The organism is Streptomyces saintjeani, assembly GCF_055409605.1.
In genome coordinates this window covers 932,635-955,888 of sequence record NZ_CP189624.1, presented here as the reverse complement: position 1 = coordinate 955,888, position 23,254 = coordinate 932,635, and the positions used below count along the sequence as shown (strand labels likewise).

Genomic DNA, 23,254 nt, shown 5'->3' with positions numbered 1-23,254 from the left:
CATGGGCGACCTCGTCCAGTGGGGACTCGTCCAGGGCCTCGTCCAGCGCGGGCTGATGTATGAGCCCGTGCCGCAGTACGGACACGGACACGGGTTCGGATTCGGATTCGGATACGACGAAAAGGAGGGCGACGTGCCCACCACGAGGCTGGCCGGCCGCAGGGCCGTGGTCACCGGCGGTACCAAAGGGCTCGGCAGGGCCATCACCCAGGCGTTCCTGCGCGAGGGCTGCGACGTCGTCGCGGCGGCCCGGAGCGCCGACCACGCGGAGTGGGAGCTGGCCTTCGGGCCCGGCAAGTACCACTTCCACCCCGTCGACGTCCAGGACCGGGCCTCCGTCGACACGCTCATGGCGTACGCCGACACCCAGCTCGGCGGCATCGACATCGTCGTCGCCAACGCCGGTGTCAGCCGGCCCGGCCTCGCCGCGACCCTTCCGCAGGACGACTGGGACGAGGTCATCGGCACGAACCTGACGGGCGTCTTCCGCTGCGTCCAGGCCGCCGTCCCCTACCTGGAACACAGCGACCACGCCCGCGTCATCACCATGTCCTCGGCCCTCGCCGGCCAGGTCACCCCCGGCGCGTCGGTCTACAGCTCCTCCAAAGCCGCCGTCGAGGCGTTCACCCGCGTCTGCGCCGCCGAACTCGCTCCCCGCGGCATCACCGTCAACTGCCTCTCCCCGGGGCTCATCGACGCCGGCATGGGCAGCCTCCTGCCGCGCAACGAGCGGATCTGGCCGCACTACGAGGCCAAGCTCGCGATGGGGCGGATGGGCAGGCCGGAGGAGGTGGCGGACGCGGCGGTCTTTCTGGCCGGGGCGGAGAGCCGGTACGTGAACGGGCATGTGCTGGAGGTGAGCGGGGGGTTGCGGTGGTGAGGGAGGCTCTTCGCCCGCCGGGCCCCGGGACGCACATCCCTTTGCCAACGCCCCTGTGCGGAGCCGTAGTTCTACGTCCCGCAGCGCACCCGCCGCCTGGCACGACCGAACGCCGCCTGCGCCGGGTGCGGGTGCGCCGTGACGAGGCGAGCGTGTTCGTCAAGAAGCTGCGCCGGCACGACTTCCACAACAGCGTCGAGCGCAGGACGGGCACCGACTCCCGCCTCACCGCGCCGGGTTGGCTGCGGGTCGCGTTCGCGCCGGAGTACGCCGCTCTCCTCACCGGGGAGCGGGCACGGCTGAACGTCTCCGAGGCCGCCGGGGAACCCTCGTTCCGCGACGTCCACGAGCAGATCGAGTACGCCCACGGCCTGCTCACCGCGCCCCGCACCCCCGGGGTCGAGGGGCCGCCGGCCGCCGCCGACACCGTCGTACGCGAGACGGCGGCCGAGGACGCCAAGGACCAGGAGGGGCGCAACACCGCGCCGAGACGCCGCACGCGCTCGGCGTCCTGCCTCAGGAGCTGGTCTCCAGCCCCCGGCGGGCCGAGCTGAAGCGGGAGGTCCTGACGGCGCCGGCGGACGGGAGTTGGACGGCGGAGGGGTGAACTTCGATGGTCAACTTGCGGTGTTTTGTCCGGAATATAGGCTTTGGGATGTCACCCCTTCTCACAGGAGTTGATTTCCATGGGCATGGAACGCACGTTGCCGACCGAACTCACCGTCCAGGTGGACCACCTGATCGACGCACCCGAACAGGACGGCGTCTATCAGGACAGCGCCGAATGCGCGGCCCTCCTGCTCGTCGGCGCCGCGCTGCTGCTCTCGCCGCCGACCCCGCGTCCGACGAAGCCGGCGAAGAGCTAGAGGAGAGCCGCGTTGGCTGAGCTGCACACCGCTGTGGCCGACGCGGCGACCGGGGTCATCCTCGCCTTGCGCGAGGGTGACCCTTACGCCGTGTCCCGCGTCCTGCGCCCCGAAGACCCCCTCACCCCGGCCGCCGTCCGGGTCCTCGGCGCGGACGTCCTCGTGCCGTACGCCTTGAGCGGCCACGCCGCCGACGGAGACGTACCCCTCGTACGGCAGGCCCTCGCCGCCTACCCGCCGACGGCGGGCTCCGCCGTGTCCGCGTGGAGCCACCACGGGCTGGCCGAGTCGGCGCGCACCCTGCTGCCCGGGGCCTGGCCCGCCGCCGGGGACCCCGACACCGGCTGGACCGAACACGAACCCTGGCCCCGCCTCTCCCACCAGGTCTCCCAGCTCGCCGCCCTCGCCGTGCCCGGACTCGCGCCCGGCCTGGAGGAGCGGCTCGCCGGACGGGCCGTCGACCTGTCGCGCGGGTTCGTGCGCGCCGTACGGCGGCGCGACTGGCTCCAGGCCGCGGGCGTCGGACGCTGGCTGGCCCGGCTGCCCGGCGTCCCCGACTCGCTGGGGCTCGCGGCGGGCCTCGTCTTCGTGGGCCGGTGGGGCGCGGCCGACCCCCGGGTCGTCCTCCAGGTGGAGGCGGCGCGCCGGCTCTTCGGGACCGGCCGGTGACGGGCCTCGCCCTCGACCGGGTAGCCGCCCGCGCGCTCGGCTGGCTGACCGCGCACCGCGACGCCTTCCGGCTGCCCGCCGACGCGACGACCGACGCCGACCGCGACCTCACCTGGAAGCCGCTCGGCGAACTCGCCCAGCTCACCAGCCGGATCGCCACCCTGCACCCCGGCGCGGAAGCGCGCGCCGAGGCCGGGGACCTCTTCGCGTTCGCCTGGGCCGAGACCCGCGAGGGCGCGCTCTTCGCCGACCTCGTCCACCGAGAACCCCACGCCACCTACCCGGTCGAGATCTACGCCGTCTTCGCACAGGCCGGTCTTCGCCACCCCGCCGCCGACGAACTCACCGCCGTCAGCGGGCGGTTGAGGTCCCGTGGCGTCGCCCTCGACACCCCGACCCGGACCCTCGGCGTCCTGATGGCCGAACGCCGCATCGGCCTCGCCCCGCACACCGACCCGGCCGCCGAACTCGCCCGCACCTGGCTCGGCGTACGCCCCGAACCCTGGGCGCTGGACCTGCGGACCGCCTACGGCCTCACCCACGACGTCTTCCACGTCACCGACTGGGGCGCCGACCGCGCCGCGCTCGACCCCGAGGCCGCCGACTACCTGCGGCTGTGGCTGCCCGCCTGGCTCGACGACCGGCTCGCGCAGGGGGAGTGGGACCTCGTCGCCGAACTGCTCGCGGTGGGCGCGTGTCTGCCGGACGCCGACACGTACGACGACGCCTGGGCGCGGCTGGCGCGGGCGCAGTCGGCCGACGGGGCGGTCCCGGAACAGGAGGCGTTCCCCCGGGACTCGTTCCGGGCCTGCTACCACTCGACGCTGGCCACGGCCTTCGCGGCGACGCTGGCGCTCTTCGGAAGGGACTCCGCGTCATGACCGTGACGGCAGCCTCACCGGCCCTGCTGCACCGGGTGGGGGAGCGGGCGCTCGACTGGCTCGACACCCACCGGGACCGCTTCCGGCTCACCCCCGAGGACCACGCCTCCGGACTCGCCCTCGGCGAACGCCTCAAGCCCGTCGGCGAACTCGGCGTCAACATGCGGGTGTTGTTCCGCGAGGGCGTCGTCGGCTCCCGGCAGCGGGAGCGGTGCGGCGCGCTCCTCGACTTCGCCTGGCGTGAACTCCTCGACGGCGGCCAGGTGTTGGCGGCGCTCCAGCGGCAAGAGCCGCACTCGCCGGTGCCGTTGGAGGTCTACGTACCGTTCCACGAGAGCGGCTACCGGCACCCGGGCCTGGAGGAGATGCTCGCCGTGTCCCGGCTCACCCGGAGCTGGGCTGCCGTCGAACGGCCCCCCAACCGGCAGCTCGCCCTGCTCAGCGCCGAACGCCGGACCGGCCTCACGCCCAGCGCCGACTTCGACGAGACCCTGCGCCGGACCTGGCTCGGGCAGCTCCCCGAACCGTGGACCGTCCAACTGCACATCGCCTACGACATCACCCACACCGTCTTCCACGTCACCAACTGGGGCGAGAAGCCGCACGCGCTGCCGCCCGACATCGCCGACTACCTCGACCGCTACCTCCCCGCCTGGCTGGAGACCTGGGCCGACCTCGAACACTGGGACCTCCTCGGCGAACTCCTCGTCGTGGACGCCTGCCTGCCCCGGCCGACGCTGGACGCCGAACTGTGGGAGCGGTACGCGGCGGCCCAGGACGACTCCGGCGCGTTCCCCGTCCACGGGGAGATGCCCGACGGTGACGCCTTCGACCTCGTCCACCACCCCACGCTCGTCGCCGCGTTCGCCTCCGCGATGGCCGTCTCCCGGGCGCTCGGCTGATGCCCGACACCCGCCTCACCGAGGCGCTCCACCACATCGACGCGCCCGACGCCGTCGTGGGCGTCTCCCGCCACGGCCGCCGGACCGTCGTCGGCGCGGTACGCCCGCTGCGGTACGAACTCGGCTCCCTCACCAAGACGTTCACCGTGCTCCTCGCCGCGCGGCTCGCCGACGAGGGGGTGATCGGCCTCGACGACCCGCTCGCCGCGCACCTGCCCGTACGACCGACGCCGATCACCCTGCGCCACCTCGCCACGCACACCTCGGGGCTGCCCCGCCTCCCGTACGACCTCCTCCCGGGCGCGCTGCTGCGCCCCCACCGCAACCCCTACACGGCGTACGACACGGACCGACTGCTCGCGGCGTTCGCCCGAACCCGCCCTCGGCACGCGCCCGGTGAGCACTGGGGGTACTCCAACTTCGGCGTCGCGCTCCTCGGGCAGGCGCTGAGCCGGACGACCGGGACGCCGTATCCCCGGCTCCTCGCCGAGCGGGTCCTCACGCCGCTGGGCATGGAACGGACCAGCGCGACACCCGCCGCCACCGACATCACCGGGTACCGCAAGGACGGGACGACCCGGGTGCCGCCCACCCCGATGGGGGCGTTCGCACCGGCCGCGTCGGTACGGGCGACGCCGGAGGACCTGCTCACGTACGCCGAGGCACACCTCGACCCCCGGGGCGTGCTGGGCGACGCCCTGCGCCAGGTGGCCGTACCCCAACTGCGGCGCGGACGGCACCGGGAGACCCACACCCTGACCTGGTTCCAGCACGACACGGACCACGGCCCGCTCCTCTTCCACAGCGGCGCGACCTTCGGCCAACAGGCGTACGCCGGCTTCCACCCGTCCTCCGGCACAGCCGTCGTCGCCCTGGCCAACCGCCACCACCGAGGCTGCCGCCTCACCCCGGTCGCCCACGAACTCCTGCACGCCCTCGCGGCCACCACCGAGGCACCGGGGTGAGCGCTGCGGCGCCGGGGTCCTCCGCCTCACCGGACTACGGGCGGGCCCGGCGGCATCCCACCGAGGTCGCCGTGGGTGAGAGCGTCTGTCTGGAGGGGCTGTGCTGGACGGGGTGGGGGACCTCGCGGCCGGCGGCCACCGGGGTCGCGCAGGAACCGGGTGCCTGGCCGGGTGCACCGGCGGGAAGCTCGCGGAGTACCGCGTCAAGGTCGTCCTCAGTGGGCCGACCCGGCGCGGGGACGTCGCCTACTAGGGGCATGCCGCCATCACCCCGCTGAAACCGCCCGCCCCGTTCGGCAACGAGGACACGATCCTGGAAGTGCCGGACGAGTGAGAGGTACCCCCTTGCCCGAGGTGCTGCTGGTCGAGGACGACGACCTGATCCGGGAGGCGACGCAGCTGACGCTGGAGGCACGCGGCTACCGGGTGCGGGCCGCCGCCGACGGGGTGAGCGGACTCGCGCTGTTCCGGGAGCGGCGGCCCGACGTCGCCGTACTGGACATCATGCTGCCGGGCCTCAACGGCGTGAGCCTGGCCGGGCGGATCCGGGAGGAGTCGCGGGTGCCGGTGCTGCTGATCTCGGCCGAGGGCGACCTCGACGCGCGGGCCCATCCACGCGGCCACGACGAGATCGCCCGCCTCGCCGCCGTCAACACCATGGCCGCCGCGCTCGGCGCCCGCCTCGAAGCGGAACGCCGGGTTTCCGGCGGACCTGCCGGCGATCCTGCACGCTTCCGGGCCGCAGCGGTTCCGGACCGGGGCGCGGACGGGGGGTACGGGGCTGGGGCTGACCATCGCCACGGGCAGGCGCGGTTGCCGGGGGGCGCAGCTGACGTTCCGCAATCGCCCGGAGGGTGGGGCGGAGGCGGAGTTGAGGTTGCCGGTGGGGGAGTGAGGTGGGTGTGCGTCGAGGGGTCAGCCCTCGTGGTGCCGGGGTGCGCCCTCGTGCAGCGCCTCGCTCGTCCTCCCGTGCCGTTCCGCCTCGTCCTGGACCAGGATCGTCAGCAGCGAGGCGACCGTCAGGCCCGCCTCGGCGGGGTGGCGGAGGATCTTCGTGGGGTCGATCTCGTAGTCGTTGCCCCGGCCCACGCGCGTACGCGAGAGGTAACCGTCCTGTTCGAGGTCGGCGATGATCTTCTGGACCGCGCGCTCGGTGAGCCGGCAGCGGGCGGCGATGTCCCGGATCCGGACGTTGTGGTTGTCGGCGATGGTGGCGAGGACACGCGCGTGGTTGGTGAGAAACGTCCACCCGGCATGCGACTCGGGCACTCCATCCACTCCGGCCATGAGGAGATCCTACGACCGGTCGTTCACGTGTCCAAAAGCGCGAACTCGAATTCCGGTATCCCTTGACGGGTGCCGGATGACGGGGCGACTCTGGGGCAGAGGTGTAGTAGGCGAGTACCCACAGAGAGGCAGCCATGCCCCAACCTCCCGGAGAAGCGCGATCGCACCCCGTCGCGCCGTCGGTGCGCACGTGCCGTGACGGTGACCGGGTCGTCGTCACGGTGGGCGGCGAACTGTGCCTGGACGACAGCGCGCTGCTGGAACGCACCCTGCGCGCGGCCCTGCGCGAACCCGCCCGGCGCGTCGAACTCGACCTGGGCGCACTGGAGTTCTGGGACTGCTCGGCGCTGAACGTCCTGCTGGAGATCCGGCGGTACGCGGTGGCCGCGGGAAAGTCGCTCGCCGTCACCGCCGCGAGCCCCGTCGCGGAGCGCCTGCTGGCGCTCACGGGCACCTGCCCCCTGCTCGTCGAGGGGCACGTCACCGAGGAGGAGGCCCTGCGCGGCGAGGTCGTCCAGCTGCGCCGCGCCATGCGGACCCGGCCGGAGATCGACCTGGCCCGGGGCATCCTGATGGCGTCCTTCGGACTGAGTCCCGACGAAGCGTGGGACGTCCTGGTGAAGGCGTCCCAGAACAGCAACACGAAGCTGCATCTCCTCGCGGCGACGGTGGTGACCACGGTCCGGGGCGAACCCCTCCCGGACCCCGTCCGCCAGCACCTCACCGAGGCCGTCGCGAGCGTGAGCGGGGCCGAGGAGACACCGCAGCCCTGACGGATCCGATCCGGGCGCTCCGGGAATCGGCGGCCGGTGAATGAAAAGTACGGTGAATGAAACGTGGAGTCCGGGAAACCCGGAGCACAGGAGGTTCACACCATGGTTCCGATTATTCTCGTACTGCTTCTGGCACTGCTGCTTTTCGGCGTCGGATTCGCCGTGAAGATTCTCTGGTGGATAGGGCTCGTCGTCCTCGTCGTCTGGCTGCTGGGATTCCTGGTGCGCGGGACGTCGGCGACCGGCGGCAGGGGGCGCTGGTACCGCTGGTGAGGCAGTAGTCGGCTTCGCGTTCGCGGGAGCAGCGGTCCGAGCGGCCCGAGGTCCGGATTCGGGTCCTCGGGCCGCAGCCCGTACCGCTCACGGGGACGGCACCTGCGCCGTCACCGAGCTGATCAGGGCGTTCAGGTCGATCCGGACGAGGTCCACGAGCCGTCCGCGATTTCCATGAAACTCGCGGAGAATTCCCGGCGTACGAGAAAAGCCGCGTTGAAGACGTTCTGTTCTGTGGGCGAGGCCGGGGAATTCCGCGGCGGGCGCAGGCATGCCGCGTCGGCGGGTGAACACAACACGCTGCGGAGCCTTGCGGAGAACAGTTCCGCGCGGTGCCAGGACTCCTCGCCCGAGAGGGCCGCGCGGCGCCGCTGCCGCAGATGGTCCCGGCCCGCGATCCGCTCCAGGACGTGCCGGAAGCGGGTCTCGCCCTCCTCCAGCATCGTCCGTACGCCGCTGTCGTCGCGGAAGACGGTCGCGAGCCGCAGCGGGGTCGCGTCGACGACCCGCTCGTGGGCGTGGGCCGTCCCGGTCAGCCGGTCCAGGTCCTCCGGACGCCGCCGCAAGGGCTTCTCGGCGAAGTCGTCCTCGGGGACGCGGCTGACGACCGCGACGAGGTGGCCGTGGGCGAGCCGGGCGGGTGACTCGCCCACGACGCCGGTGAGATCCGCCGGGAGCGGCGTCTCGAACGGGGGGGGCAGACGGCGTAGACGTAGCGCAGGGCGGTCACCGGGGCTGCTCCAGCGCTTCCAGGGCTTCGAGGCGGGCTGTCGTCCGCGCGGTCGGCGCTCTTGACGCCCTTCGTGAAGGAGCCGGAGTCCTGGAAGCGGGTCCACTGGTCGTAGGCGGTGCGCGGCGGGACGTCGACGTCGACGTGCTCCATGACGACCGTCGGCTTCTTGCCGGCGGTGCCCTTGCTCTTCTTGCCGAGACCCTTGAGTGCCTCCTTGTCCTTCGCGCGGCCCGCGCCGACTTCGAGGGCTGTGCGCAACGGCCCCTTGGTCTGTGCCGGGACGGCGGTCATGTCGGCCATGCCTCCTCGCATGGTGGGGGCACGTTCGGTTTCGGTGCGGGCCGGCCGCTCAGTGCGGGTCGGCACGCCCGCGCTCGTAGCGGCGGACGCGTCGGTAGGCCGTGACCCGGCCCTGCGGGTCGAGGTCGACCCGGTATTCCGCCCGGTTCAGCACTTCCATGGGCTCGGGTGAGCCGCCGTCCGTCATGATCGCCGCCCGTGGTCCGGTGTCGAGTCGCGAAGGGCTTGTGCCCGTCGAGTGGCCCGAACTCCCGTTGTCAAACCTTCAGTTGGCGCGGGCTCGTGGAGGGTTCAGTCCTTGGTGTGCTGCGGGGGCGACGCGTTCTCCGGCTCGCCGCCCGGCGTGCGCGGCAGCTCAGGCGAGGCCGTTTCCAGCGGCACCGACCCGGCGCGCACGAGGCCCAACTGGACGCTCTGGCGCGGGAGTACGGCGTCCAGGAGCCAGTCCGCCGCGACCCGGACGCGGTTGCCGGGGAGCGCGGCGAGGTGGTAGCCGCGGGTGACGATGCCGGCGAGCAGGCCGGAGAGGGGCAGGCCCAGCGGGTCGGCCGCCGCCTCGCCGCCGCCGAGGTCGACCGCGAAACCCAAGTCCTTGTGGTGGTAAGGGCGTTGCGCGCGGCCGGTGAGCGAGGCGGCCACGTTCTCCGCCGCCAGCTTGCCCTGCCGCCAGGAGTGCTGCGCCGTCATCGCGGTGAACTCGCCCGGCCTGTCGGTGTCCGGGACCGCGGCGACGTCACCGCACGCGAACACCTCGGGCCTGCCCGGCACTTGGAGGGTCGGCTCCACCAGGATCCGGCCCCGCTCCAGGGGGAGGCCCAGCGACTCGGCGAGCGGGTCGGGGCGTACGCCCACGCACCACACGAGCGTCCGGGTGGGGACCGACTCGCCGTCCGTCAGCAGGACGCCGTCCTTCCTCGCCTCCTTCACGGACGTTCCCGTCCGCACTTCCACGCCCCGCTCGCCCAGTACGCGCGTCGCCGTGCGCGCGAGGCGTTCGTCCAGCTCAGGGAGGATGCGCGGGGCCGTGTCCAGGAGGAGCCAGCGGGTCGTGAGCGCCTCGTGGCGCGGCCGGGCCCGCTGCAACGCGTCCGTGAACAGGCGGCCCTGGGCGGCGATTTCGGTGCCGGTGTAGCCAGCGCCGACGACCACGAACGTACAGCGCGCCGCCGGGTCGTCCTCCGTCGCGGCGAGTTCCATCTGCCGGGTGATGTGATCCCTGAGGTACAGCGCCTCGGGGAGGCCCCGGAAGCCGTGCGCGTACTCGGTGACGCCGGGGACGGGCAGCAGCTTGTTCACGCTGCCGACGGCGAGCACGAGACGGTCGTACGGCAGCGAGCCGGTCCCGCCCTCCGGTCCCCGGTAGTGCACGGCCCTGTGATCGAGGTCCACCCGGTCGGCTTCCCCGAGCACGATCCGTACGTCCCGCAGGGTGCCGGGCAGCGAGACGGCGACCCTGCGCGGCTCCAGCACGCCGGTCGCGACCTGCGGCAGCAGGGGGAGGTACAGGAAGTGGTCGGTCGGGTTCAGCACGGTGATCTCGGCCCGCCCCCGCGCCGCCCGCGCGAGCTGCCGAGCGGCACGGTATCCGGCGAAACCGGCTCCGACGATGACGATGCGGGGGCGGCTCATGAGGGCTCCTGGGGTGGGGGAGGGGTGCGGACGGTGGGGCTCGGATGTGATGCCGGTCGGGTGATCGGACCGGGTGCTCGGGTGTGCGTGTGGGTGCTGGCCGGTGCTCAGGGTGGCTCGGTGCTGCCCCGGTGCTGCGGGGGCGTGTGGGTCGGGCCCGGGCTGCTCGGATGGGCCGCGTGGGCTGGGTCTGTGCTGTTCAGATGAGCCGCATGGGTCGGGGCCTGGGCTGTTCAGGTGGGCCGCGTGGGTCGGGCCTGGGCTGTTCAGACGGGCTGCGTGGGTCGGGCCCGGGCTGTTCGGATGGGCCGTGCGGGCTGGTCCCGCGCTGCTCGGATGGGCTGCGTGGGTCGGGCCCGGGTTGTCCAGACGGGCCGAGTGAGCTGGGCCCGCGCTGCTCAGATGGGGCGTTGGCGGGGCTCCGGCTGCGGTGGTGCCGTCGGTGGGTACGGGACTCCCGGGCCGCCTGTCGGCATCGGGCCCCGGAGCGCGTCCTCGCGGCGCTGGGCGCGGAGTGGGGCCTCCGGGTCCGACGGGGGTTCGTGGGGCGAGGTGTGCGGGCGGGCCGCTCCCCGCAGGGCGTACGCCGCCACTCCCAGGATCGCCGCCATGATCAGCGCCGCCGCCCAGGCCGGGAGGGCTGTGCCCAGGACCAGGCCCACCGTGAGGGCCAGCGCCGCGCCCGCGTACAGGGCGACCGCGCCCGACGCGGCGTACAGGGTGGCCCGGCGCCGCTGCCTGCGCGTCTGCTCGCGCAGCTCCTCGCGGATCGTCTCCCGGGCGACCTCCGTCAACTCCTCGACCAGATGTTTGTCGAGATGGTCCATGCGTTTCATGGCGGCCGGGTACCCCTCGGCGGCGGCGCGTAACGCGACGGTTCGCACCGGGGCGGCGGGGTACCCGGCGGGCGTCCGAGGCCCTGCCGTTACCCCCCCCGAGGGAGGGTCGGGCGGTGTGGGAGCACCTCATCGCGGCACATCCCTGTCCCCGCTCGCACGGAGCCGGGAATCCGGGGGAGCGCGACGGCAGGGCCTGTACACCCCCGTACGCAAGGAGAACCGGCCATGGGCCACGGCGGAGACGTCATCGTCGAACTCACCACCGATCACCGGGAAGTGGAGGAACTGTTCGCGCGTATCGAGGCGCTCCCGCCGGGGGACGCGCGGCGCCGCGACCTCGCCGACAAGGCCGTGATCGAACTGGTCCGGCACTCGGTGGCCGAGGAGATGCACCTCTACCCGGCCGTCCGCACCGCCCTCCCCGACGGCGACCGGGTCGCCGACAAGGAGATCGCCGACCACTCCGAGGCCGAGCGCACGATGAAGACCCTGGAGGGCCTCGGCGCCGACAAGCCGGAGTTCGACCGCCTGATCCGCGAGCTGATCGCGTCGGTCCGCTCGCACATCCGCGACGAGGAGGAGACCCTCTTCCCGCGCCTGCGCGAGGTCACCACCCCCGACGACCTGGCCAAACTCGGCGACCAGGTCCGCCACGCGAAGTCCACGGCCCCGACCCGCCCCCACCCCTCGGCCCCGAACACCCCGCCGGCCAACAAGCTCCTGGCCGCCGGCACGGGGATGGTGGACCGCATCAGGGACGCACTGACGGGCCGCGGCAAGGACTGAGCACTACCCACCGAGTACTACCCGGGGACTACCTGAGGACTACGACCGGAGGACAGAGAGCCCGGGGTGGTGAGGTCTGGCCACCCCGGGCTCTCTGCCCTCTACCTCTCTCAGGCTTTCCGGCCTGCGGCTCGGGACCAGCGGGTTCGGCCCCTGGCCGCAGACCTGCACGGGTACGTCGACCCAGGTCGCGCCCGAGTTGCACAGGCTGGGCCAGGATCTGCCACGGCGCGGTCGGCTAGATCTGCTCGGTGCCCTCGGGGGCCGTCAGGAAGGCGATGTCCACGGGGAGCCACTCCTCGGTGTCGGTGGCCGCACGGCGGGTACCCGGCCCGGATCCGGTGACGCGTACCGGAGGGAAGGAGCAGGACTCATGGGACTGGGAGGGTGCCTCGGCCTGATCGCCGTGGGAGCGATCCTCACGTTCGCGACGGACTGGGATGTGGAAGGAGTCAACCTCGACCTGATCGGCGTGATCCTCATGGCGGTCGGCGTGATCGGCACGTTCACGTTCGCGAGCATCGCGCGCCGCAGGCGGGTGATCGTCCCGCCGACGCCCCCGGTCATGGACGACCGCGGCCCGCACACGTACGAGTGAGGACTTCACATGCGGTACGACGAACTGGCCGAACTGGGACAGCAGTTGAGGGTGGACGCGGTACGCGCCGCGCAGGCGGCGGGCTCGGGACACCCGACCTCGTCGATGTCGGCGGCGGATCTCGGCGCGGTCCTGCTCGCCCATCACCTGCGCTACGACTTCGCGCACCCCGCGCACCCCGGCAACGACCGGCTGATCCTCTCCAAGGGCCACGCCTCACCCCTGCTGTACGCGCTGTACCGGGCGGCCGGGGTGGTGGACGAGGCCGAACTCCTCACGTTCCGCCGCGAGGGCAGCCGACTTGAGGGCCATCCCACCCCGCGCCTGCCGTGGGTCGACGTCGCGACCGGCTCCCTCGGCCAGGGCCTGCCGGTCGGCGTCGGGATGGCCCTCGCCGGTCAGCGCCTCGACCAACTCCCGTACCGGGTCTGGGTGGTGTGCGGGGACAGTGAGCTGGCGGAGGGCTCGGTGTGGGAGGCCGTCGAGCACGCAGGGCACGAGCGCCTCGACAACCTCACCCTGATCGTCGACGTCAACCGCCTCGGCCAGCGCGGCCCGACCCGCCTCGGCTGGGACCTCGACGCGTACGCCGCGCGGCTGGCCGCGTTCGGCTGGCACACGGTCGCCGTGGACGGGCACGACGTGGCCGCCGTGGACGCCGCGTACCGCGAGGCGGCTTCGACCGAAGGGCGGCCCACGGCGGTTCTGGCCCGCACCCTCAAGGGCAAGGGCGTCGCCGGGGTCGAGGACAAGGAGGGACACCACGGGAAGCCGCTGCCCGACGCCGAGCGGGCCATCGAGGAACTCGGCGGGGTGCGGTCCGCGCGGATCGGTGTCACCCTGCCCGTCGGGAGCCGGCGCCCCGAGCGGCCCAAGGCTCAGCATGTCCCCTGGCCCCGGTACGAGTTGGGCGAGCAGGTCGCCACGCGCGCCGCGTTCGGGGACGCCCTCGCCGCGCTCGGCTCGGAACGGGACGACGTCGTCGTGCTCGACGGCGAGGTCGGGGACTCCACCAAGGCGGGGGTGTTCGGGGAGGCCCACCCCGAGCGGTACTTCGAGTGCTACATCGCCGAGCAGCAACTCGTCGCCGGGGCCGTGGGGTTGAGGGCACGCGGCTATGTGCCGTACGCGGTGACGTTCGCCGCGTTCCTCACGCGGGCCCACGACTTCGTCCGCATGGCCGCCGTCAGCGGGCTCGCGGTCCAGCTCTGCGGCTCGCACGCGGGCGTCTCCATCGGCGAGGACGGGCCCTCCCAGATGGGGCTCGAAGACCTGGCGATGATGCGGGCCGTGCACGGCTCGACCGTCCTGCACCCCTGCGACGCCCACCAAACCGCTCACCTGGTACGGGAGATGGCCGACCTGACCGGCATCGGCTACCTGCGGACCTGCCGCTCCCCGATGCCGGTGATCTACGGCCCCGACGAGGAGTTCCCCGTCGGCGGGTCCAAGGTGCTGCGGTCCGGGCCCGACGACCGGGTGACGGTCGTCGGCGCGGGGGCGACCGTCCACGAGGCCCTGCGCGCCGGGGAGTTGCTGGAGTCCGTCGGGATTCCGGTGCGGGTGATCGACCTGTACTCCGTGAAGCCCGTCGACGAGGTCGCGCTCAGGGCGGCGGCCGAGGCGACCGGGTGCCTGCTGACCGTCGAGGACCACCGCCCCGAGGGCGGCCTCGGGGACGCCGTCGCCGCCGCCTTCGCCGACGGACGCCCCCGGCCGAGGCTGGTCCGGCTCGCGGTGCGGGACATGCCGGGGTCGGCGACACTCGAAGAACAGGTGCGGGCGGCCGGGATCGACGCGGAGGCCATCGCGGCGACGGTGATGCTGCTGACGGGGCGGGCCGTTGTCTCCTGAGGGGAGCGGCGCGAGCGAAGGGCTTGCGATGAGCGAGGGCCGCCGGGAGACCCCCGCCGAGCGGGCCGACCGGCGGTGGAACGACCTGCTCCAGGAGGTGCGGGTCGCCCTCACCGGCGTACAGGTCCTCTTCGCGTTCCTGCTCGCCGTCGTCTTCCAGCCGGGGTTCGCGGACGTCTCCGGCACCGACCGCGCGCTGTACGTCGTGACGGTCGTCCTCGCGGCGGCCACCACCGGCGCGCTCATCGGGCCCGTCGCCCTGCACCGCATCCTCACCGGCCGGCAGGCCAAGCCGCGGACCGTGGACTGGGCCGCGCGCCTCACCGTCCTCGGCCTCGGCCTGCTGCTCGGCACGATGACGTCCGCCCTCCTGCTCGTCCTGCGCGCGGTCGTCGACGACACCCTCGCCGCGTGGCTGACCGTCCCGGTGGCCGGGTGGCTCGCGCTCTGCTGGCTCCTGCTGCCGCTGTGGGCGCGGGGGAGAGCCGGCGCGCCGCATGGTGGCGGAGGGGTGGGGCAGGCGGAGAAGCAGTGACTATTCGTAACGATCTGTGAGGAGGATGGACCTCATGAGGGCCAAGCCCGGAGCACGGTATGTCGAGACCGGCGGGCACAACCGGATGGACTGGCAGCGCGACGCGGCCTGCGCCGACGCCGCCGACCCGGACTTGTTCTTCCCCATCAGCCTCAACGGCCCCGGCGCCGACCAGGTGGAGGAGGCCCGCCGGGTGTGCCGCCGCTGCCCGGTGGCGGCACGGTGCGCGGAGTGGGCGCGGGAGACGCATCAGAGGGCGGGGGTCTGGGGCGGGGTGCCGGTGGAGGCGGCCGGGGGTGAGCGGCTGGGGTGAGCCGGGCGCCGGTGAAACAGGCGGGTGCCGGTGAAATAGGTCAGGATCTGGCCTAGACCGATGCCAGAGTGGTCGTCGAGCCGATCAGCCGCACCGAACGGAGTACGCCGTTGAGTCTCGACGTCCAGGTCACCTTCGACGCGCACGACCCCCGCGCCCTCGCCGAGTTCTGGCGGGAGGTCCTCGGGTACGTGTATCCCGCTCCGCCTGGTGTCCAACTCGCCGACGGGGACGATGCGCTGGCCGCGTGGGACGAGTTCCTCGCGAAGGTCGGAGTGCCCGAGGCGGAGTGGAACGACAAGTCGGCCCTCGTGGACCCGGAGGGACGCGGGCCCCGGCTGTTCTTCCAGCGCGTGCCCGAGGGCAAGACCGCCAAGAACCGCGTCCACCTCGACGTCCGCGCGGCCCCTGGCCTTGAGGGCGACGCCCGGACGGCCGCGCTGGAGGCCAAGCGCGCGAGCCTCGTCGCCCTCGGCGCGACCCTGCTGCGCCGGCACGAGCCCGAGCCTCCGCTCAGCGGCGGGTTCCTGGTCATGGCCGACCCCGAGGGCAACGAGTTCTGCCTCGACTAGCTCGGCGGTGCGGTGATGTTGACCATCCACGGGACGCCGAAGCGGTCCGTGCACATGCCGAACACGTCACCCCACATCTGCTTGTCCAGCGGCACCGACACCGAGCCGCCGGCGGAGAGCTTCTCCCACCAGCCGCGCAGCTCGGTGTCGTCGTCACCGCTGAGGCTGATCGAGTACCGGTGCTCGGCGGGCGGTGCCATGCCGGGCGGGTTGTCGGCGCACATCAGGGTGAAGCCGGCCGGGGTCTCCAGCATGCCGTGCATGATCTTGTCGGCGAGGTCGGGACCGGCGTCCTGGCCGAAGGAGCCGTACGTGTTCAGCGACAGCGTGCCGCCGAAGACCTGCTCGTAGAACTCCAGCGCCTGCCGGGCCTCGCCGGTGAACGTGAGGTAGGGGTTGAGCCGAGAAGCCATGCGAGCCTCCAAAGTGCGGTTGCTTCGCACCGTAACGCGGCCCACTGACAACGGCGCGGCGGTGTCACACCAGCTTCCGCAGGATCCGCTCCTTGACCTGCGTGAACGGCGGATACGCCACCCGCAGCGGGTCCAGCAGGAGCGGCTTGTCCAGTACCGCCTTGTGGTGGCTGAACGTGTCGATGGAGTGGGACCCGTGGTAGCGGCCGACCCCGCTCTCCCCGACCCCGCCGAACGGCAGCCCGGGGACGGTGAGGTGCGCGTTGGGCACCCCGAACGCGAGCGCCCCGGACGACGTCTCCGCCTCCAGCCGCTTCTTGGAGCGGCCCGACCCGACGAACGCGTACAGCGCGAGCGGCTTGTCCCGCGCGGTGATGAAGGAGATCGCCGCGTCCAGGTCGGACACGCGCACGATCGGCAGGACCGGACCGAAGATCTCCTCCCGCATGACCGCCGACTCGGGGGACACGTCCGCGAGGACGGTCGGCGCGATGAACCGCGTCTCCTTGTCGTGCTCGCCGCCCACGACCGTACGGCCGTCGCCGAGCAGGCCGGTGAGCCGCTCGAAGTGATGCTCGTTGACGATCCGCCCGTAGTCCGCGCTCTCGGCGGGCCGCTCCCCGTACATCTCCCGTACGGCCGCCGCGAGATGCTCCTCGATCTCGGTCGCCGCGTCCCCGACCGCGAGGACGTAGTCCGGGGCGACACAGGTCTGACCGGCGTTCATGAACTTGCCCCACGCGATCCGGTGCGCGGCGGCCCTGAGGTCCGTGCCGGGCTCGACGACTGCGGGCGACTTGCCGCCCAACTCCAGGGTGACCGGCGTGAGATGGCGGGCGGCGGCGGTCATCACGATCCGGCCCACCGCGCCGTTGCCGGTGTAGAAGATGTGGTCGAACCGCTGCTCCAGAAGCTCCGTCGTCTCCGGCACGCCACCCTCCACGACGGCCACCGCGTCCGGGTCGAGCACCTTCGGCAGCCAGTGCGCGAGCGCCGCCGACGTCGCCGGGGCGAGTTCGCTCGGCTTCACGACCGCGCAGTTGCCTGCGGCGAGCGCGCCGACGAGGGGGGCCAGCGCCAGCTGGAGGGGGTAGTTCCAGGGGCTGACGATCAGGACCGTGCCCAGCGGTTCGCGTACCGTCCGCGCGCGGGCCGGGGCCAGCGAGATCGGTACGCCGACGCGGCGCGGGCGCATCCAGCGGTTCAGGTGGCGCAGGGTGTGGTCGATCTCGTTGACCACGAAGCCGAGTTCCGTGAGGTACGACTCCAGGGGGCTCTTGCCGAGGTCGGTGTGGAGCGCGTCCGACAGTTCGGTCTGGCGGTCGATCAACAGGGCGCGCAGGGCGCGGAGTTGCTCCTTGCGCCAGCTCGCGGGGCGGGTGCGGCCGGTCGCGAAGGTGGCGTTCAGGCGGGAGACGGTCACCGCGGCGTCGGGTGTGGTGCGGGTGTCGAGGGGCATGAGGCCCAGGGTATACGAAACGAAAATGTTTCGTTTCGTATACGTGTATTCTCGTACGCATGACCCCCGCTCTGCCCGACCTCACCGACCGCGTCCTGGAACAGCTCCACCGCCCCGAGGGCGACCTCCTGGAGACGGACGCGGCCTGGAACCTCTCCCAGACGCTCCAGCACTGCGCCCAGACCGTCCGCTACTCGGTCACGGGCTACCCGCGCCTGAAATCACCGGTGTTCCGCGCGACGGCGGGCGCCCTCGCCAAGAGGGTCTTCCTGAGCCGGGGCGCGATGAAGCACTCCCTGACGGCCGAGATCGACGGCGCCCCGCCCCTGAACCCGGACCTCCCCCTCGCGGAGGCCGCCGCGGACCTCGCGGAGGCGGTGGCCCGCTTCACGACCCACACGGGCCCGCACGCCCCGCACCCGGCGTACGGCCCGTGCACGCACGACGAGTACGCCCGCCTGCACGCGTACCACCTCGCGGAGCATCTGCCGGGGCTGACCGGTGTCCGACGCTGAGCCCGGCGGGAGCGCGGCGGGGGCGTCCGGCGGCGAGGTGGCGGAGGTGTTCCGTGGGGGCGCGGTGAGGGCGTCCGGCACGGGTTCGGTGGAGGCGTCCGGCGCTGCCCCCGCTCCCGCCCGCCGGGGGCGGCCCCGCGATGCCGCTCGCGACCGCGCCCTCCTCGCCGCCACCCTCGCCGTTCTCGCCGAGAGCGGGTACGGCGGGCTGACCACCGCCGCCGTCGCGGCCCGTGCCGGTGTCTCCACCGCGACGCTCTACCGGCGCTGGTCCTCCAAGGAGGAGCTGGTCCTCGCCGCGGCTGCCGCCTTCACCGCGGATCTGGAGCAGCGGCCCGACACCGGCAGCCTGGAGGGCGACCTCCGGCTCCTCCTGCGCGACAAGGCCACCGGCCTGACCGGCGAGAACGGCCGCCTCATGCGCGCCCTGATCGGCGAGGCCGCCCACAACGTCACCCTCGCCGAGGCCCTCACCGCCGCGTTCATGACGCCGGTACGCGACCGCGTCGAGGAGGCCGTCCGCCGGGCCGTCGACCGAGGCGAGATCGCCCCCGTCGAGGACGCCGACCTGGTCGCGGACTTCGTCATCGGCCCGATGGTCAGCCGCCTACTGCTCACGGCACGGCCCACGGAGGCAGCCGACGCGGAGGGGGCGGCGGACCGGTTGCTGCCGTTTCTGCTGAGGGCGGTCGGGGGGAAGGGGTGAGGGCGGCGGGGCGTGATGGCGACCGGGGCGGCGGGTACGGGCTGCCGCGCCGTGTAATGGTTGGCGACTTGGGGAACGGCGGGTTGTGCTGTGTGCCGGTGCGCCCGGGCGCGGGCCGGGTGTGATGGACGGCGGCTGGTGACTGGGGGCGCGGGTCGGCCGCGATGTGTGACGGTGACCGGCGATGGGGACGCGAACCGGCCGTGACGTGTGACGCCCGGTGGTTCAGGAACCGGCTATCCGCGCCCGCGCCCCGTACCAGCCGCCCGCTCAACCCGCCAGCGGCGACGCCGGTTTCGGGTACCCCGCCAGCCCTCCGTCCGGCACCGACACCCCGCCGTCCACCACCAGCGCGTGCCCCGTCACGTACGACGACGCCGGTGACGCGAGGAACAGTACCGACCCGGTGATCTCCTCGACCGTCGCCCAGCGGCCCATGGGCACGTGGCCCATCAGCCACTCCGACAGCGCGTCCGTCCCGCTCGCGAACGTCGTCATGTCGGTGAGGGTCCACCCCGGGCACACCGCGTTCACGCGGATGCCCTGCCGCGCCCACCCCACCGCCAGGCTCTTCGCCAGCGACACCTGCGCGGCCTTCGTCGCCGCGTACGAGTCGAGGAGCGGGGCGCCGAGGAGGGCCGCCGTCGAGGACATCAGGACCAGGCTCGCCCGCGCGGACTCGGCGAGGTACGGGTACGCGGTCCGGCACAGCGCGGCGGTCGCGTCGAGGTTGACCGAGACGACCCGGTCCCAGGCGGCCTCGGGCAGGTCCTGGAGCTGGGCGAGCAGCATCCCGCCGTCCGCGTCCGCGGCCGTCACCCCCGCGTTGTGGACGACGACGTCGAGCCCCCCGAGCCTCTCGGCGGCCCGCTCCACGAGCCCCGCCGCGACCCCCGCCCGACCGAGGTCCCCGGCGAGGGCCGTCACCTTCCGCCCCCGCTCCTCCACCTCCCGCACGGTCTCCTCCAGCGCGGCGGCCGTCCGCGCGGTCACCACCAGATCGCACCCCGCGTCCGCGAGCGCCTCGGCGACCGCCTTGCCTATGCCGCGCGAGGCGCCGGTGACGAGGGCGCGGGCACCTTCGAGTCGGAAGAGATCAAGGGACGAGGTCATGGGGGAGTCCTCTCGGAGCAGGGAAGCGGAAGGGAACGGCGTCCCACGAGCCGCTCGCACCCCGGCGGACGGCGTGCGCGGCAGCCGCACGCGCCGCCGATGCGCACTGCGCGCGACCGCCCGTACGGACGCACCCTGAGCCTGTACGACACCGGCCGCACCCGGCGCCCGTACCGCTGACCGGTGTGTTGAACACGAGCGGACGTTGAACGTCCGTCGGGGGTGACCGTGCGACGACTGAGACCACCGAACCGAGCCCTGCGCGCACTCCTCACCGAGTCCGGCTGGTCGGGCGCCCGCCTGGCCCTGGAGGTCAACTCGCTGGGAACGGCACAGGGGTTCACGCTGACCTACGACCGTACGGCGGTGTCGCACTGGCTGTCGGGAACCCAACCCCGCCCGCCCGCACCTCAGTTGGTGGCACAGGCGCTGTCGACGAGACTCGGCAGACGGTTACGCGCCACCGACACCGGACTCGCGGAGGCCGCAGACCCTGAGGCGGGGGAGGGCGGAGTGGCCCTGCTGGACGGGGCGTTGGGGCTGGTCGGACGGAGAGAGGCGTACCTCCCGGGAGGAACACTCCTGCCCGGCACCTCCCACCCCGCCCCGCCGGACGGCACCCGCATCGGCACCCCCCACGTCGAATCCGCCCGCCACCTCCTCATCGTCCTCTCCCGCAGCGACGACGTCTTCGGCTCCGGCGCGGTCCGCGAACCCCTGCGCAGGTTCCTCGGCACGACCCTGCTCCCCTGGCTGCGCGGCTCCGCCCCACCCGGCGTCCGGCGTGAACTCTTCGAGGTCGCCGCCCAGTTGGCGTACCTGTGCGGCTTCGTCGCGTACGACGGCGGCCGGCACGCACCGGCGCAGCGCATGTACTGGGCCGCCGCGAGGCTCGCGGACGAGGTCGGGGACCGGGTCGGACACGCGGTCGCGCTGCGCGGACTCAGCGTTCAGGCCCACCAGTTGGGCCACACCGCAGAGGCACGGGCGCTCGCGTGGGACGCCGCCCGGATCGGCGTCCGGCATGCCCCGCCCCGGCAACACGCCTTCTTCCTCGGCCAGTTGGCGGTCGCGGAGGCCGCCGCCGGTGACGCGGCCTGCCTCGCGAGGCTGGCCCAGGCCGAACGCTGCCTCGAACGCGCGGGCGGCGCGGGGGAGTTGCCGACCGGCGCGTTCCACCCCGGCGCGCTCGCCCTGCAACAGGCGTACGTGCACCGGGCGCGAGGCGACCACCGGTCGGCCGTACGGGCGTTGGAGACCTCGCTGCGCCACCGGCCGCCGGACGAACGGCGGTCCACGGCCATCACGCTCGCCGACCTGGCCCTGACGCACCTGGACATCGGCCACCTCGACCGGGCCTGCGCGGTGGCGCACACCTTCCTCGACACGTACCCGGTGATCGCCAGCGACCGGGCGGACACCCGGCTGCGCACCCTGCTGGCCCGGCTGCGCCCGCACGCCCGCAACCGGGCGGCGGCGGGGGTGCTGGAACGGGCGCGGGGGGCGCGGCGCACTCCGTCGTGAGCGGGCAAAACCGTCACCTCGGCAGTGAGGGGGCGGAACCGTCCGGCGACGCGGGCCCGGACCGGCCCACCTCGCCGCTCAGGCCCCGTGGCTCAGCCCCGGACAGGCACAGCACGCGGCGGACCAGGTCCGCCCACGCCGCGTACAGGCGGGCCGTCGGGATCGCGCGCCGGTCGAGGTAGTCGATCGTCTCCCAGCTCAGGAAGGACATCAGCGCGCGGGCGAGCAGCTCGTGGTCGCCCTCGACGCCCGCCTCGCACAGGAGCCCCGTGACATGGGTCTGGAAGGCGCGGCCCGGGACGGAGGCGTCGCGGTGCTGCGGCTGAAGGACACGGGCGAGGGCGGGGCCGAGGTCGCCCTCGACGGTCGTCCGGTCCAGGAGGGCGTGGCCGAACGCGGTGAGCCGGTCGACGGGCGGCGCACCCGGTCCCAGCGGCGGAGGGCCGGACGTGCACGCCTCCAGGAAGTCCGCGTCGGCCTCGTCGAGGAGCGCGGCGAGCAGGCCGTCCCGGTCGCCGAACCGCCGGAACAGCGTGCCCTTGCCGACGCCGGCCTCGGCCGCGACCTCCTGCATCGTGACGTGCCCGGGACCGTGCTCGACGACCAGGCGGCGCGCGGCGTCCAGGATGCGCTCCCGGTTGCGGGTGGCGTCCGAGCGCGCGGCGTCGGAGGCGCCGTCCATCAGCCCTCGTCCGGCAGGCACACGTACACGTGCCCGTCCGTGACCCGCACCGGGACGGCGAGAGGCACCCCCGCGACCTCGAACCGCCGGGGGACGTCCCTCTCCAGCACGTCCAGCGCGCACAGATGGGCGAAGCCGCTCTCGGGCACCGTTCTCCTCGGGGGGAAGGCGGGATGGGCCGCTCAGGCTAACGACGTGGGCCCGCACCGGTAAGGGCCTGGGGACCGAGGAGGGGTAGGCGGATGGGACTAGGCCCCCGGCGCTTTCGACAGTGCCTCCGTCAGCAGTTCCGCGCACCTGGTCGCCGCCCACGGCAGTCTCCGTGCCGCCGCCGTCTGCACCTGTGCCTCCCGCTGGCGGAACACCGGGTGGTCCACGCGGACGTGCGCGAGGCCCGTGTCGTCGAGGTCGCCCAGGTCACCGACCAGGGCGATGCCGCCGCCCGCGCGGACGAACGCGTACTGCGGGGCGAGCGCGTCGCACACCAGCGCCGGGCGCACGCTCAGCCCTTCGAGGCGTACGCCGATGTCGAACAGCTCGCGCTGGCTGGTCCCCGGGTTGGCCAATGCCAGGGGATACCCGCAGAGTTCGGCGAGCCCCACCCGGTCGCGCCCGGCGAGCGGATGGCCGTACGGGACGAGCGCGGTCACCGGCACCACCACCGAGCACTCGACGCGTACGTCGGCCTGCGGCCCCATCGCATAGGTCACCGCGACGTCCGCGAGCCCCTCCACCACCCGGCGCGTCGCCTCCTGGCGCTGCACGACGTCGATGCGGAACGACACGTCGGGATGGTCGCGGCGCAGCCCGGCGATCGCGAGCGGGACGAGGCGCCGAGCGAACCCCTCCGAGCAGGCGACGGCGACACTGCGCGCCGCAGCACCCCCGCCGCTCCTCAACTCCTCGACCAGCGCGGCCGATTCGGCCTCAGTGCGGCGCGCGTGGGCCAGCAGTCGAAGGCCCGCCTCGGTCGGTGTCATGCCACGCGGATGCCGGACGAACAGCGGCACCCCGAGGCTCGACTCCAGCTTGGCGATCTGCCGGCTGACCGCCGACGGCGCGACGTTCAGACCCTGCGCGGCCTCCGTCACCGAACCCGCGCGGGCCACTTCGAGGAAATACGCCAGGTTCACCGGCAGCATCTGCACCAAAACCTCCTGAGGGTTGCCGAAAAGAGAACGTGGGAC

Annotated in this window: 30 protein-coding genes and 4 pseudogenes; 20 read left to right on the top strand and 14 right to left on the bottom strand. The window is 73.3% G+C overall.

The genetic code is table 11. The features are described from left to right. The first annotated feature begins 1 nt into the window (after position 1). The 9 genes and pseudogenes from ACQCO7_RS04360 to ACQCO7_RS04320 all read left to right on the top strand — a co-directional run. The gene (locus ACQCO7_RS04360) at positions 2–880 is read left to right on the top strand and encodes an SDR family NAD(P)-dependent oxidoreductase (protein ID WP_464070539.1); all 879 of its coding nucleotides are present in this window, start codon (positions 2–4) and stop codon (positions 878–880) included. Between the two features lie 131 nt (positions 881–1,011). Further along, on the top strand, positions 1,012–1,434 hold the full coding sequence (locus tag ACQCO7_RS04355) for a hypothetical protein (RefSeq protein ID WP_464070538.1): 423 nt from the start codon (positions 1,012–1,014) through the stop codon (positions 1,432–1,434). 132 nt (positions 1,435–1,566) lie between these two features. After that, the gene (locus ACQCO7_RS04350; RefSeq protein ID WP_055721676.1) at positions 1,567–1,746 is read left to right on the top strand and encodes a hypothetical protein; all 180 of its coding nucleotides are present in this window, start codon (positions 1,567–1,569) and stop codon (positions 1,744–1,746) included. A 12-nt stretch (positions 1,747–1,758) separates the two neighbouring features. Then, complete coding sequence (locus tag ACQCO7_RS04345; RefSeq protein ID WP_464070537.1) at positions 1,759–2,415, top strand: hypothetical protein; 657 nt, start codon at positions 1,759–1,761, stop codon at positions 2,413–2,415. Further along, positions 2,412–3,296, top strand: coding sequence for a DUF6895 family protein (locus tag ACQCO7_RS04340; protein ID WP_464070536.1), 885 nt, complete (start codon positions 2,412–2,414; stop codon positions 3,294–3,296). Before ACQCO7_RS04345 ends, ACQCO7_RS04340 begins: the two co-directional genes overlap by 4 nt. Continuing rightward, positions 3,293–4,198 carry a DUF6895 family protein gene (locus ACQCO7_RS04335; protein ID WP_464070535.1) on the top strand — a complete coding sequence of 302 codons (906 nt, stop codon included), beginning with the start codon at positions 3,293–3,295 and terminating at the stop codon, positions 4,196–4,198. Before ACQCO7_RS04340 ends, ACQCO7_RS04335 begins: the two co-directional genes overlap by 4 nt. After that, positions 4,198–5,163 (top strand): serine hydrolase domain-containing protein, encoded by a 966-nt coding sequence (locus ACQCO7_RS04330; RefSeq protein ID WP_464070534.1) that lies wholly within the window; start codon positions 4,198–4,200, stop codon positions 5,161–5,163. Before ACQCO7_RS04335 ends, ACQCO7_RS04330 begins: the two co-directional genes overlap by 1 nt. Before the next feature lie 100 nt (positions 5,164–5,263). Continuing rightward, positions 5,264–5,416, top strand: a complete 153-nt coding sequence (locus ACQCO7_RS04325) for a hypothetical protein (protein WP_464070533.1) — start codon at positions 5,264–5,266, stop codon at positions 5,414–5,416. A 77-nt stretch (positions 5,417–5,493) separates the two neighbouring features. Beyond that, positions 5,494–5,709 (top strand): annotated as a pseudogene (locus ACQCO7_RS04320) (response regulator); the annotation flags it as partial. Positions 5,710–6,078: 369 nt separating this feature from the next. Here the strand turns inward: ACQCO7_RS04320 and ACQCO7_RS04315 are convergent. Further along, positions 6,079–6,441, bottom strand: coding sequence for a helix-turn-helix transcriptional regulator (locus ACQCO7_RS04315; protein ID WP_464077145.1), 363 nt, complete (start codon positions 6,439–6,441; stop codon positions 6,079–6,081). Positions 6,442–6,584: 143 nt separating this feature from the next. Between ACQCO7_RS04315 and ACQCO7_RS04310 the strand changes: the two genes are divergently transcribed. Both ACQCO7_RS04310 and ACQCO7_RS04305 read left to right on the top strand, forming a co-directional pair. Further along, positions 6,585–7,223 (top strand): ANTAR domain-containing protein, encoded by a 639-nt coding sequence (locus ACQCO7_RS04310; RefSeq protein WP_464070532.1) that lies wholly within the window; start codon positions 6,585–6,587, stop codon positions 7,221–7,223. A gap of 102 nt (positions 7,224–7,325) precedes the next feature. Continuing rightward, positions 7,326–7,496: a hydrophobic protein gene (locus ACQCO7_RS04305; RefSeq protein WP_464070531.1), complete on the top strand. Its 171-nt coding sequence runs from the start codon at positions 7,326–7,328 to the stop codon at positions 7,494–7,496. A gap of 20 nt (positions 7,497–7,516) precedes the next feature. Here the strand turns inward: ACQCO7_RS04305 and ACQCO7_RS04300 are convergent. The 7 genes and pseudogenes from ACQCO7_RS04300 to ACQCO7_RS04270 form a co-directional block, all read right to left on the bottom strand. Beyond that, positions 7,517–7,588: pseudogene (locus ACQCO7_RS04300) on the bottom strand (gas vesicle protein K); the annotation flags it as partial. After that, positions 7,584–7,652, bottom strand: a pseudogene (locus tag ACQCO7_RS04295) (gas vesicle protein); the annotation flags it as partial. The pseudogenes ACQCO7_RS04300 and ACQCO7_RS04295, both read right to left, overlap by 5 nt. Then, a complete protein-coding gene (locus ACQCO7_RS04290) occupies positions 7,628–8,149 on the bottom strand; it encodes a GvpL/GvpF family gas vesicle protein (RefSeq protein ID WP_464070530.1) in 522 nt (173 codons plus the stop codon). The pseudogene ACQCO7_RS04295 and the gene ACQCO7_RS04290, both read right to left, overlap by 25 nt. 113 nt (positions 8,150–8,262) lie before the next feature. Continuing rightward, positions 8,263–8,505: pseudogene (locus ACQCO7_RS04285) on the bottom strand (SRPBCC family protein); the annotation flags it as partial. Positions 8,506–8,578: 73 nt separating this feature from the next. Beyond that, positions 8,579–8,689, bottom strand: coding sequence for a gas vesicle protein GvpO (gene gvpO, locus ACQCO7_RS04280; protein WP_464070529.1), 111 nt, complete (start codon positions 8,687–8,689; stop codon positions 8,579–8,581). 131 nt (positions 8,690–8,820) lie between these two features. Then, a complete protein-coding gene (locus ACQCO7_RS04275; RefSeq protein WP_464070528.1) occupies positions 8,821–10,158 on the bottom strand; it encodes an NAD(P)/FAD-dependent oxidoreductase in 1,338 nt (445 codons plus the stop codon). A gap of 398 nt (positions 10,159–10,556) precedes the next feature. Beyond that, on the bottom strand, positions 10,557–10,994 hold the full coding sequence (locus ACQCO7_RS04270; protein ID WP_464070527.1) for a phage holin family protein: 438 nt from the start codon (positions 10,992–10,994) through the stop codon (positions 10,557–10,559). Between the two features lie 228 nt (positions 10,995–11,222). On the opposite strand from ACQCO7_RS04270, the gene ACQCO7_RS04265 reads away from it, so the two are divergent. The 6 genes from ACQCO7_RS04265 (at position 11,223) to ACQCO7_RS04240 (ending at position 15,655) form a co-directional block, all read left to right on the top strand. After that, entirely contained in the window at positions 11,223–11,783 is a 561-nt protein-coding gene (locus ACQCO7_RS04265) for a hemerythrin domain-containing protein (protein WP_464070526.1), read from the top strand. Positions 11,784–12,156: 373 nt separating this feature from the next. Beyond that, entirely contained in the window at positions 12,157–12,381 is a 225-nt protein-coding gene (locus ACQCO7_RS04260; protein WP_464070525.1) for a DUF6458 family protein, read from the top strand. A gap of 9 nt (positions 12,382–12,390) precedes the next feature. Beyond that, on the top strand, positions 12,391–14,235 hold the full coding sequence (locus ACQCO7_RS04255) for a transketolase (RefSeq protein ID WP_464070524.1): 1,845 nt from the start codon (positions 12,391–12,393) through the stop codon (positions 14,233–14,235). 28 nt (positions 14,236–14,263) lie between these two features. Beyond that, positions 14,264–14,770: a DUF6328 family protein gene (locus tag ACQCO7_RS04250; RefSeq protein WP_464070523.1), complete on the top strand. Its 507-nt coding sequence runs from the start codon at positions 14,264–14,266 to the stop codon at positions 14,768–14,770. 34 nt (positions 14,771–14,804) lie between these two features. Beyond that, entirely contained in the window at positions 14,805–15,083 is a 279-nt protein-coding gene (locus ACQCO7_RS04245; protein WP_464070522.1) for a WhiB family transcriptional regulator, read from the top strand. A gap of 110 nt (positions 15,084–15,193) precedes the next feature. After that, positions 15,194–15,655 (top strand): VOC family protein, encoded by a 462-nt coding sequence (locus ACQCO7_RS04240; RefSeq protein WP_464070521.1) that lies wholly within the window; start codon positions 15,194–15,196, stop codon positions 15,653–15,655. On the opposite strand, the gene ACQCO7_RS04235 is transcribed toward ACQCO7_RS04240, so the two are convergent. Both ACQCO7_RS04235 and ACQCO7_RS04230 read right to left on the bottom strand, forming a co-directional pair. Continuing rightward, on the bottom strand, positions 15,652–16,068 hold the full coding sequence (locus ACQCO7_RS04235) for a VOC family protein (RefSeq protein ID WP_464070520.1): 417 nt from the start codon (positions 16,066–16,068) through the stop codon (positions 15,652–15,654). The genes ACQCO7_RS04240 and ACQCO7_RS04235 overlap by 4 nt on opposite strands. Before the next feature lie 64 nt (positions 16,069–16,132). Beyond that, the gene (locus ACQCO7_RS04230; protein ID WP_464070519.1) at positions 16,133–17,527 is read right to left on the bottom strand and encodes an aldehyde dehydrogenase family protein; all 1,395 of its coding nucleotides are present in this window, start codon (positions 17,525–17,527) and stop codon (positions 16,133–16,135) included. Between the two features lie 59 nt (positions 17,528–17,586). Here ACQCO7_RS04230 and ACQCO7_RS04225 point away from each other — a divergent pair, with 59 nt between their 5' ends. Then, positions 17,587–18,042 carry a DUF1569 domain-containing protein gene (locus ACQCO7_RS04225; RefSeq protein ID WP_464070518.1) on the top strand — a complete coding sequence of 152 codons (456 nt, stop codon included), beginning with the start codon at positions 17,587–17,589 and terminating at the stop codon, positions 18,040–18,042. Further along, positions 18,029–18,748: a TetR/AcrR family transcriptional regulator gene (locus tag ACQCO7_RS04220; protein WP_464070517.1), complete on the top strand. Its 720-nt coding sequence runs from the start codon at positions 18,029–18,031 to the stop codon at positions 18,746–18,748. Before ACQCO7_RS04225 ends, ACQCO7_RS04220 begins: the two co-directional genes overlap by 14 nt. A gap of 270 nt (positions 18,749–19,018) precedes the next feature. On the opposite strand, the gene ACQCO7_RS04215 is transcribed toward ACQCO7_RS04220, so the two are convergent. Continuing rightward, on the bottom strand, positions 19,019–19,861 hold the full coding sequence (locus tag ACQCO7_RS04215; protein WP_464070516.1) for an SDR family NAD(P)-dependent oxidoreductase: 843 nt from the start codon (positions 19,859–19,861) through the stop codon (positions 19,019–19,021). 228 nt (positions 19,862–20,089) lie between these two features. On the opposite strand from ACQCO7_RS04215, the gene ACQCO7_RS04210 reads away from it, so the two are divergent. Next, positions 20,090–21,385, top strand: a complete 1,296-nt coding sequence (locus ACQCO7_RS04210; RefSeq protein ID WP_464070515.1) for a tetratricopeptide repeat protein — start codon at positions 20,090–20,092, stop codon at positions 21,383–21,385. 13 nt (positions 21,386–21,398) lie between these two features. Here ACQCO7_RS04210 and ACQCO7_RS04205 read toward each other — a convergent pair whose 3' ends face one another. From ACQCO7_RS04205 to ACQCO7_RS04195, 3 genes are all read right to left on the bottom strand, one after another. Beyond that, positions 21,399–22,067 carry a TetR/AcrR family transcriptional regulator gene (locus tag ACQCO7_RS04205; RefSeq protein ID WP_464070514.1) on the bottom strand — a complete coding sequence of 223 codons (669 nt, stop codon included), beginning with the start codon at positions 22,065–22,067 and terminating at the stop codon, positions 21,399–21,401. Beyond that, the gene (locus ACQCO7_RS04200) at positions 22,067–22,216 is read right to left on the bottom strand and encodes a hypothetical protein (RefSeq protein WP_464070513.1); all 150 of its coding nucleotides are present in this window, start codon (positions 22,214–22,216) and stop codon (positions 22,067–22,069) included. Before ACQCO7_RS04200 ends, ACQCO7_RS04205 begins: the two co-directional genes overlap by 1 nt. A gap of 99 nt (positions 22,217–22,315) precedes the next feature. Beyond that, on the bottom strand, positions 22,316–23,209 hold the full coding sequence (locus tag ACQCO7_RS04195; protein WP_464077144.1) for a LysR family transcriptional regulator: 894 nt from the start codon (positions 23,207–23,209) through the stop codon (positions 22,316–22,318). Positions 23,210–23,254 lie beyond the last annotated feature (45 nt).

Coding starts and splice junctions, on each gene's coding strand:
- ACQCO7_RS04250 (WP_464070523.1), top strand. CDS start 14,264: ATGAGCGAGGGCCGCCGGGAGACCCCCGCCGAGCGGGCCGACCGGCGG.
- ACQCO7_RS04195 (WP_464077144.1), bottom strand. CDS start 23,209: ATGCTGCCGGTGAACCTGGCGTATTTCCTCGAAGTGGCCCGCGCGGGT.
- ACQCO7_RS04270 (WP_464070527.1), bottom strand. CDS start 10,994: ATGAAACGCATGGACCATCTCGACAAACATCTGGTCGAGGAGTTGACG.
- ACQCO7_RS04255 (WP_464070524.1), top strand. CDS start 12,391: ATGCGGTACGACGAACTGGCCGAACTGGGACAGCAGTTGAGGGTGGAC.
- ACQCO7_RS04335 (WP_464070535.1), top strand. CDS start 3,293: ATGACCGTGACGGCAGCCTCACCGGCCCTGCTGCACCGGGTGGGGGAG.
- ACQCO7_RS04265 (WP_464070526.1), top strand. CDS start 11,223: ATGGGCCACGGCGGAGACGTCATCGTCGAACTCACCACCGATCACCGG.
- ACQCO7_RS04230 (WP_464070519.1), bottom strand. CDS start 17,527: ATGCCCCTCGACACCCGCACCACACCCGACGCCGCGGTGACCGTCTCC.
- ACQCO7_RS04275 (WP_464070528.1), bottom strand. CDS start 10,158: ATGAGCCGCCCCCGCATCGTCATCGTCGGAGCCGGTTTCGCCGGATAC.
- ACQCO7_RS04330 (WP_464070534.1), top strand. CDS start 4,198: ATGCCCGACACCCGCCTCACCGAGGCGCTCCACCACATCGACGCGCCC.
- ACQCO7_RS04305 (WP_464070531.1), top strand. CDS start 7,326: ATGGTTCCGATTATTCTCGTACTGCTTCTGGCACTGCTGCTTTTCGGC.
- gvpO (WP_464070529.1), bottom strand. CDS start 8,689: ATGGAAGTGCTGAACCGGGCGGAATACCGGGTCGACCTCGACCCGCAG.
- ACQCO7_RS04245 (WP_464070522.1), top strand. CDS start 14,805: ATGAGGGCCAAGCCCGGAGCACGGTATGTCGAGACCGGCGGGCACAAC.
- ACQCO7_RS04310 (WP_464070532.1), top strand. CDS start 6,585: ATGCCCCAACCTCCCGGAGAAGCGCGATCGCACCCCGTCGCGCCGTCG.
- ACQCO7_RS04205 (WP_464070514.1), bottom strand. CDS start 22,067: ATGGACGGCGCCTCCGACGCCGCGCGCTCGGACGCCACCCGCAACCGG.
- ACQCO7_RS04215 (WP_464070516.1), bottom strand. CDS start 19,861: ATGACCTCGTCCCTTGATCTCTTCCGACTCGAAGGTGCCCGCGCCCTC.
- ACQCO7_RS04235 (WP_464070520.1), bottom strand. CDS start 16,068: ATGGCTTCTCGGCTCAACCCCTACCTCACGTTCACCGGCGAGGCCCGG.
- ACQCO7_RS04225 (WP_464070518.1), top strand. CDS start 17,587: ATGACCCCCGCTCTGCCCGACCTCACCGACCGCGTCCTGGAACAGCTC.
- ACQCO7_RS04360 (WP_464070539.1), top strand. CDS start 2: ATGGGCGACCTCGTCCAGTGGGGACTCGTCCAGGGCCTCGTCCAGCGC.
- ACQCO7_RS04350 (WP_055721676.1), top strand. CDS start 1,567: ATGGGCATGGAACGCACGTTGCCGACCGAACTCACCGTCCAGGTGGAC.
- ACQCO7_RS04260 (WP_464070525.1), top strand. CDS start 12,157: ATGGGACTGGGAGGGTGCCTCGGCCTGATCGCCGTGGGAGCGATCCTC.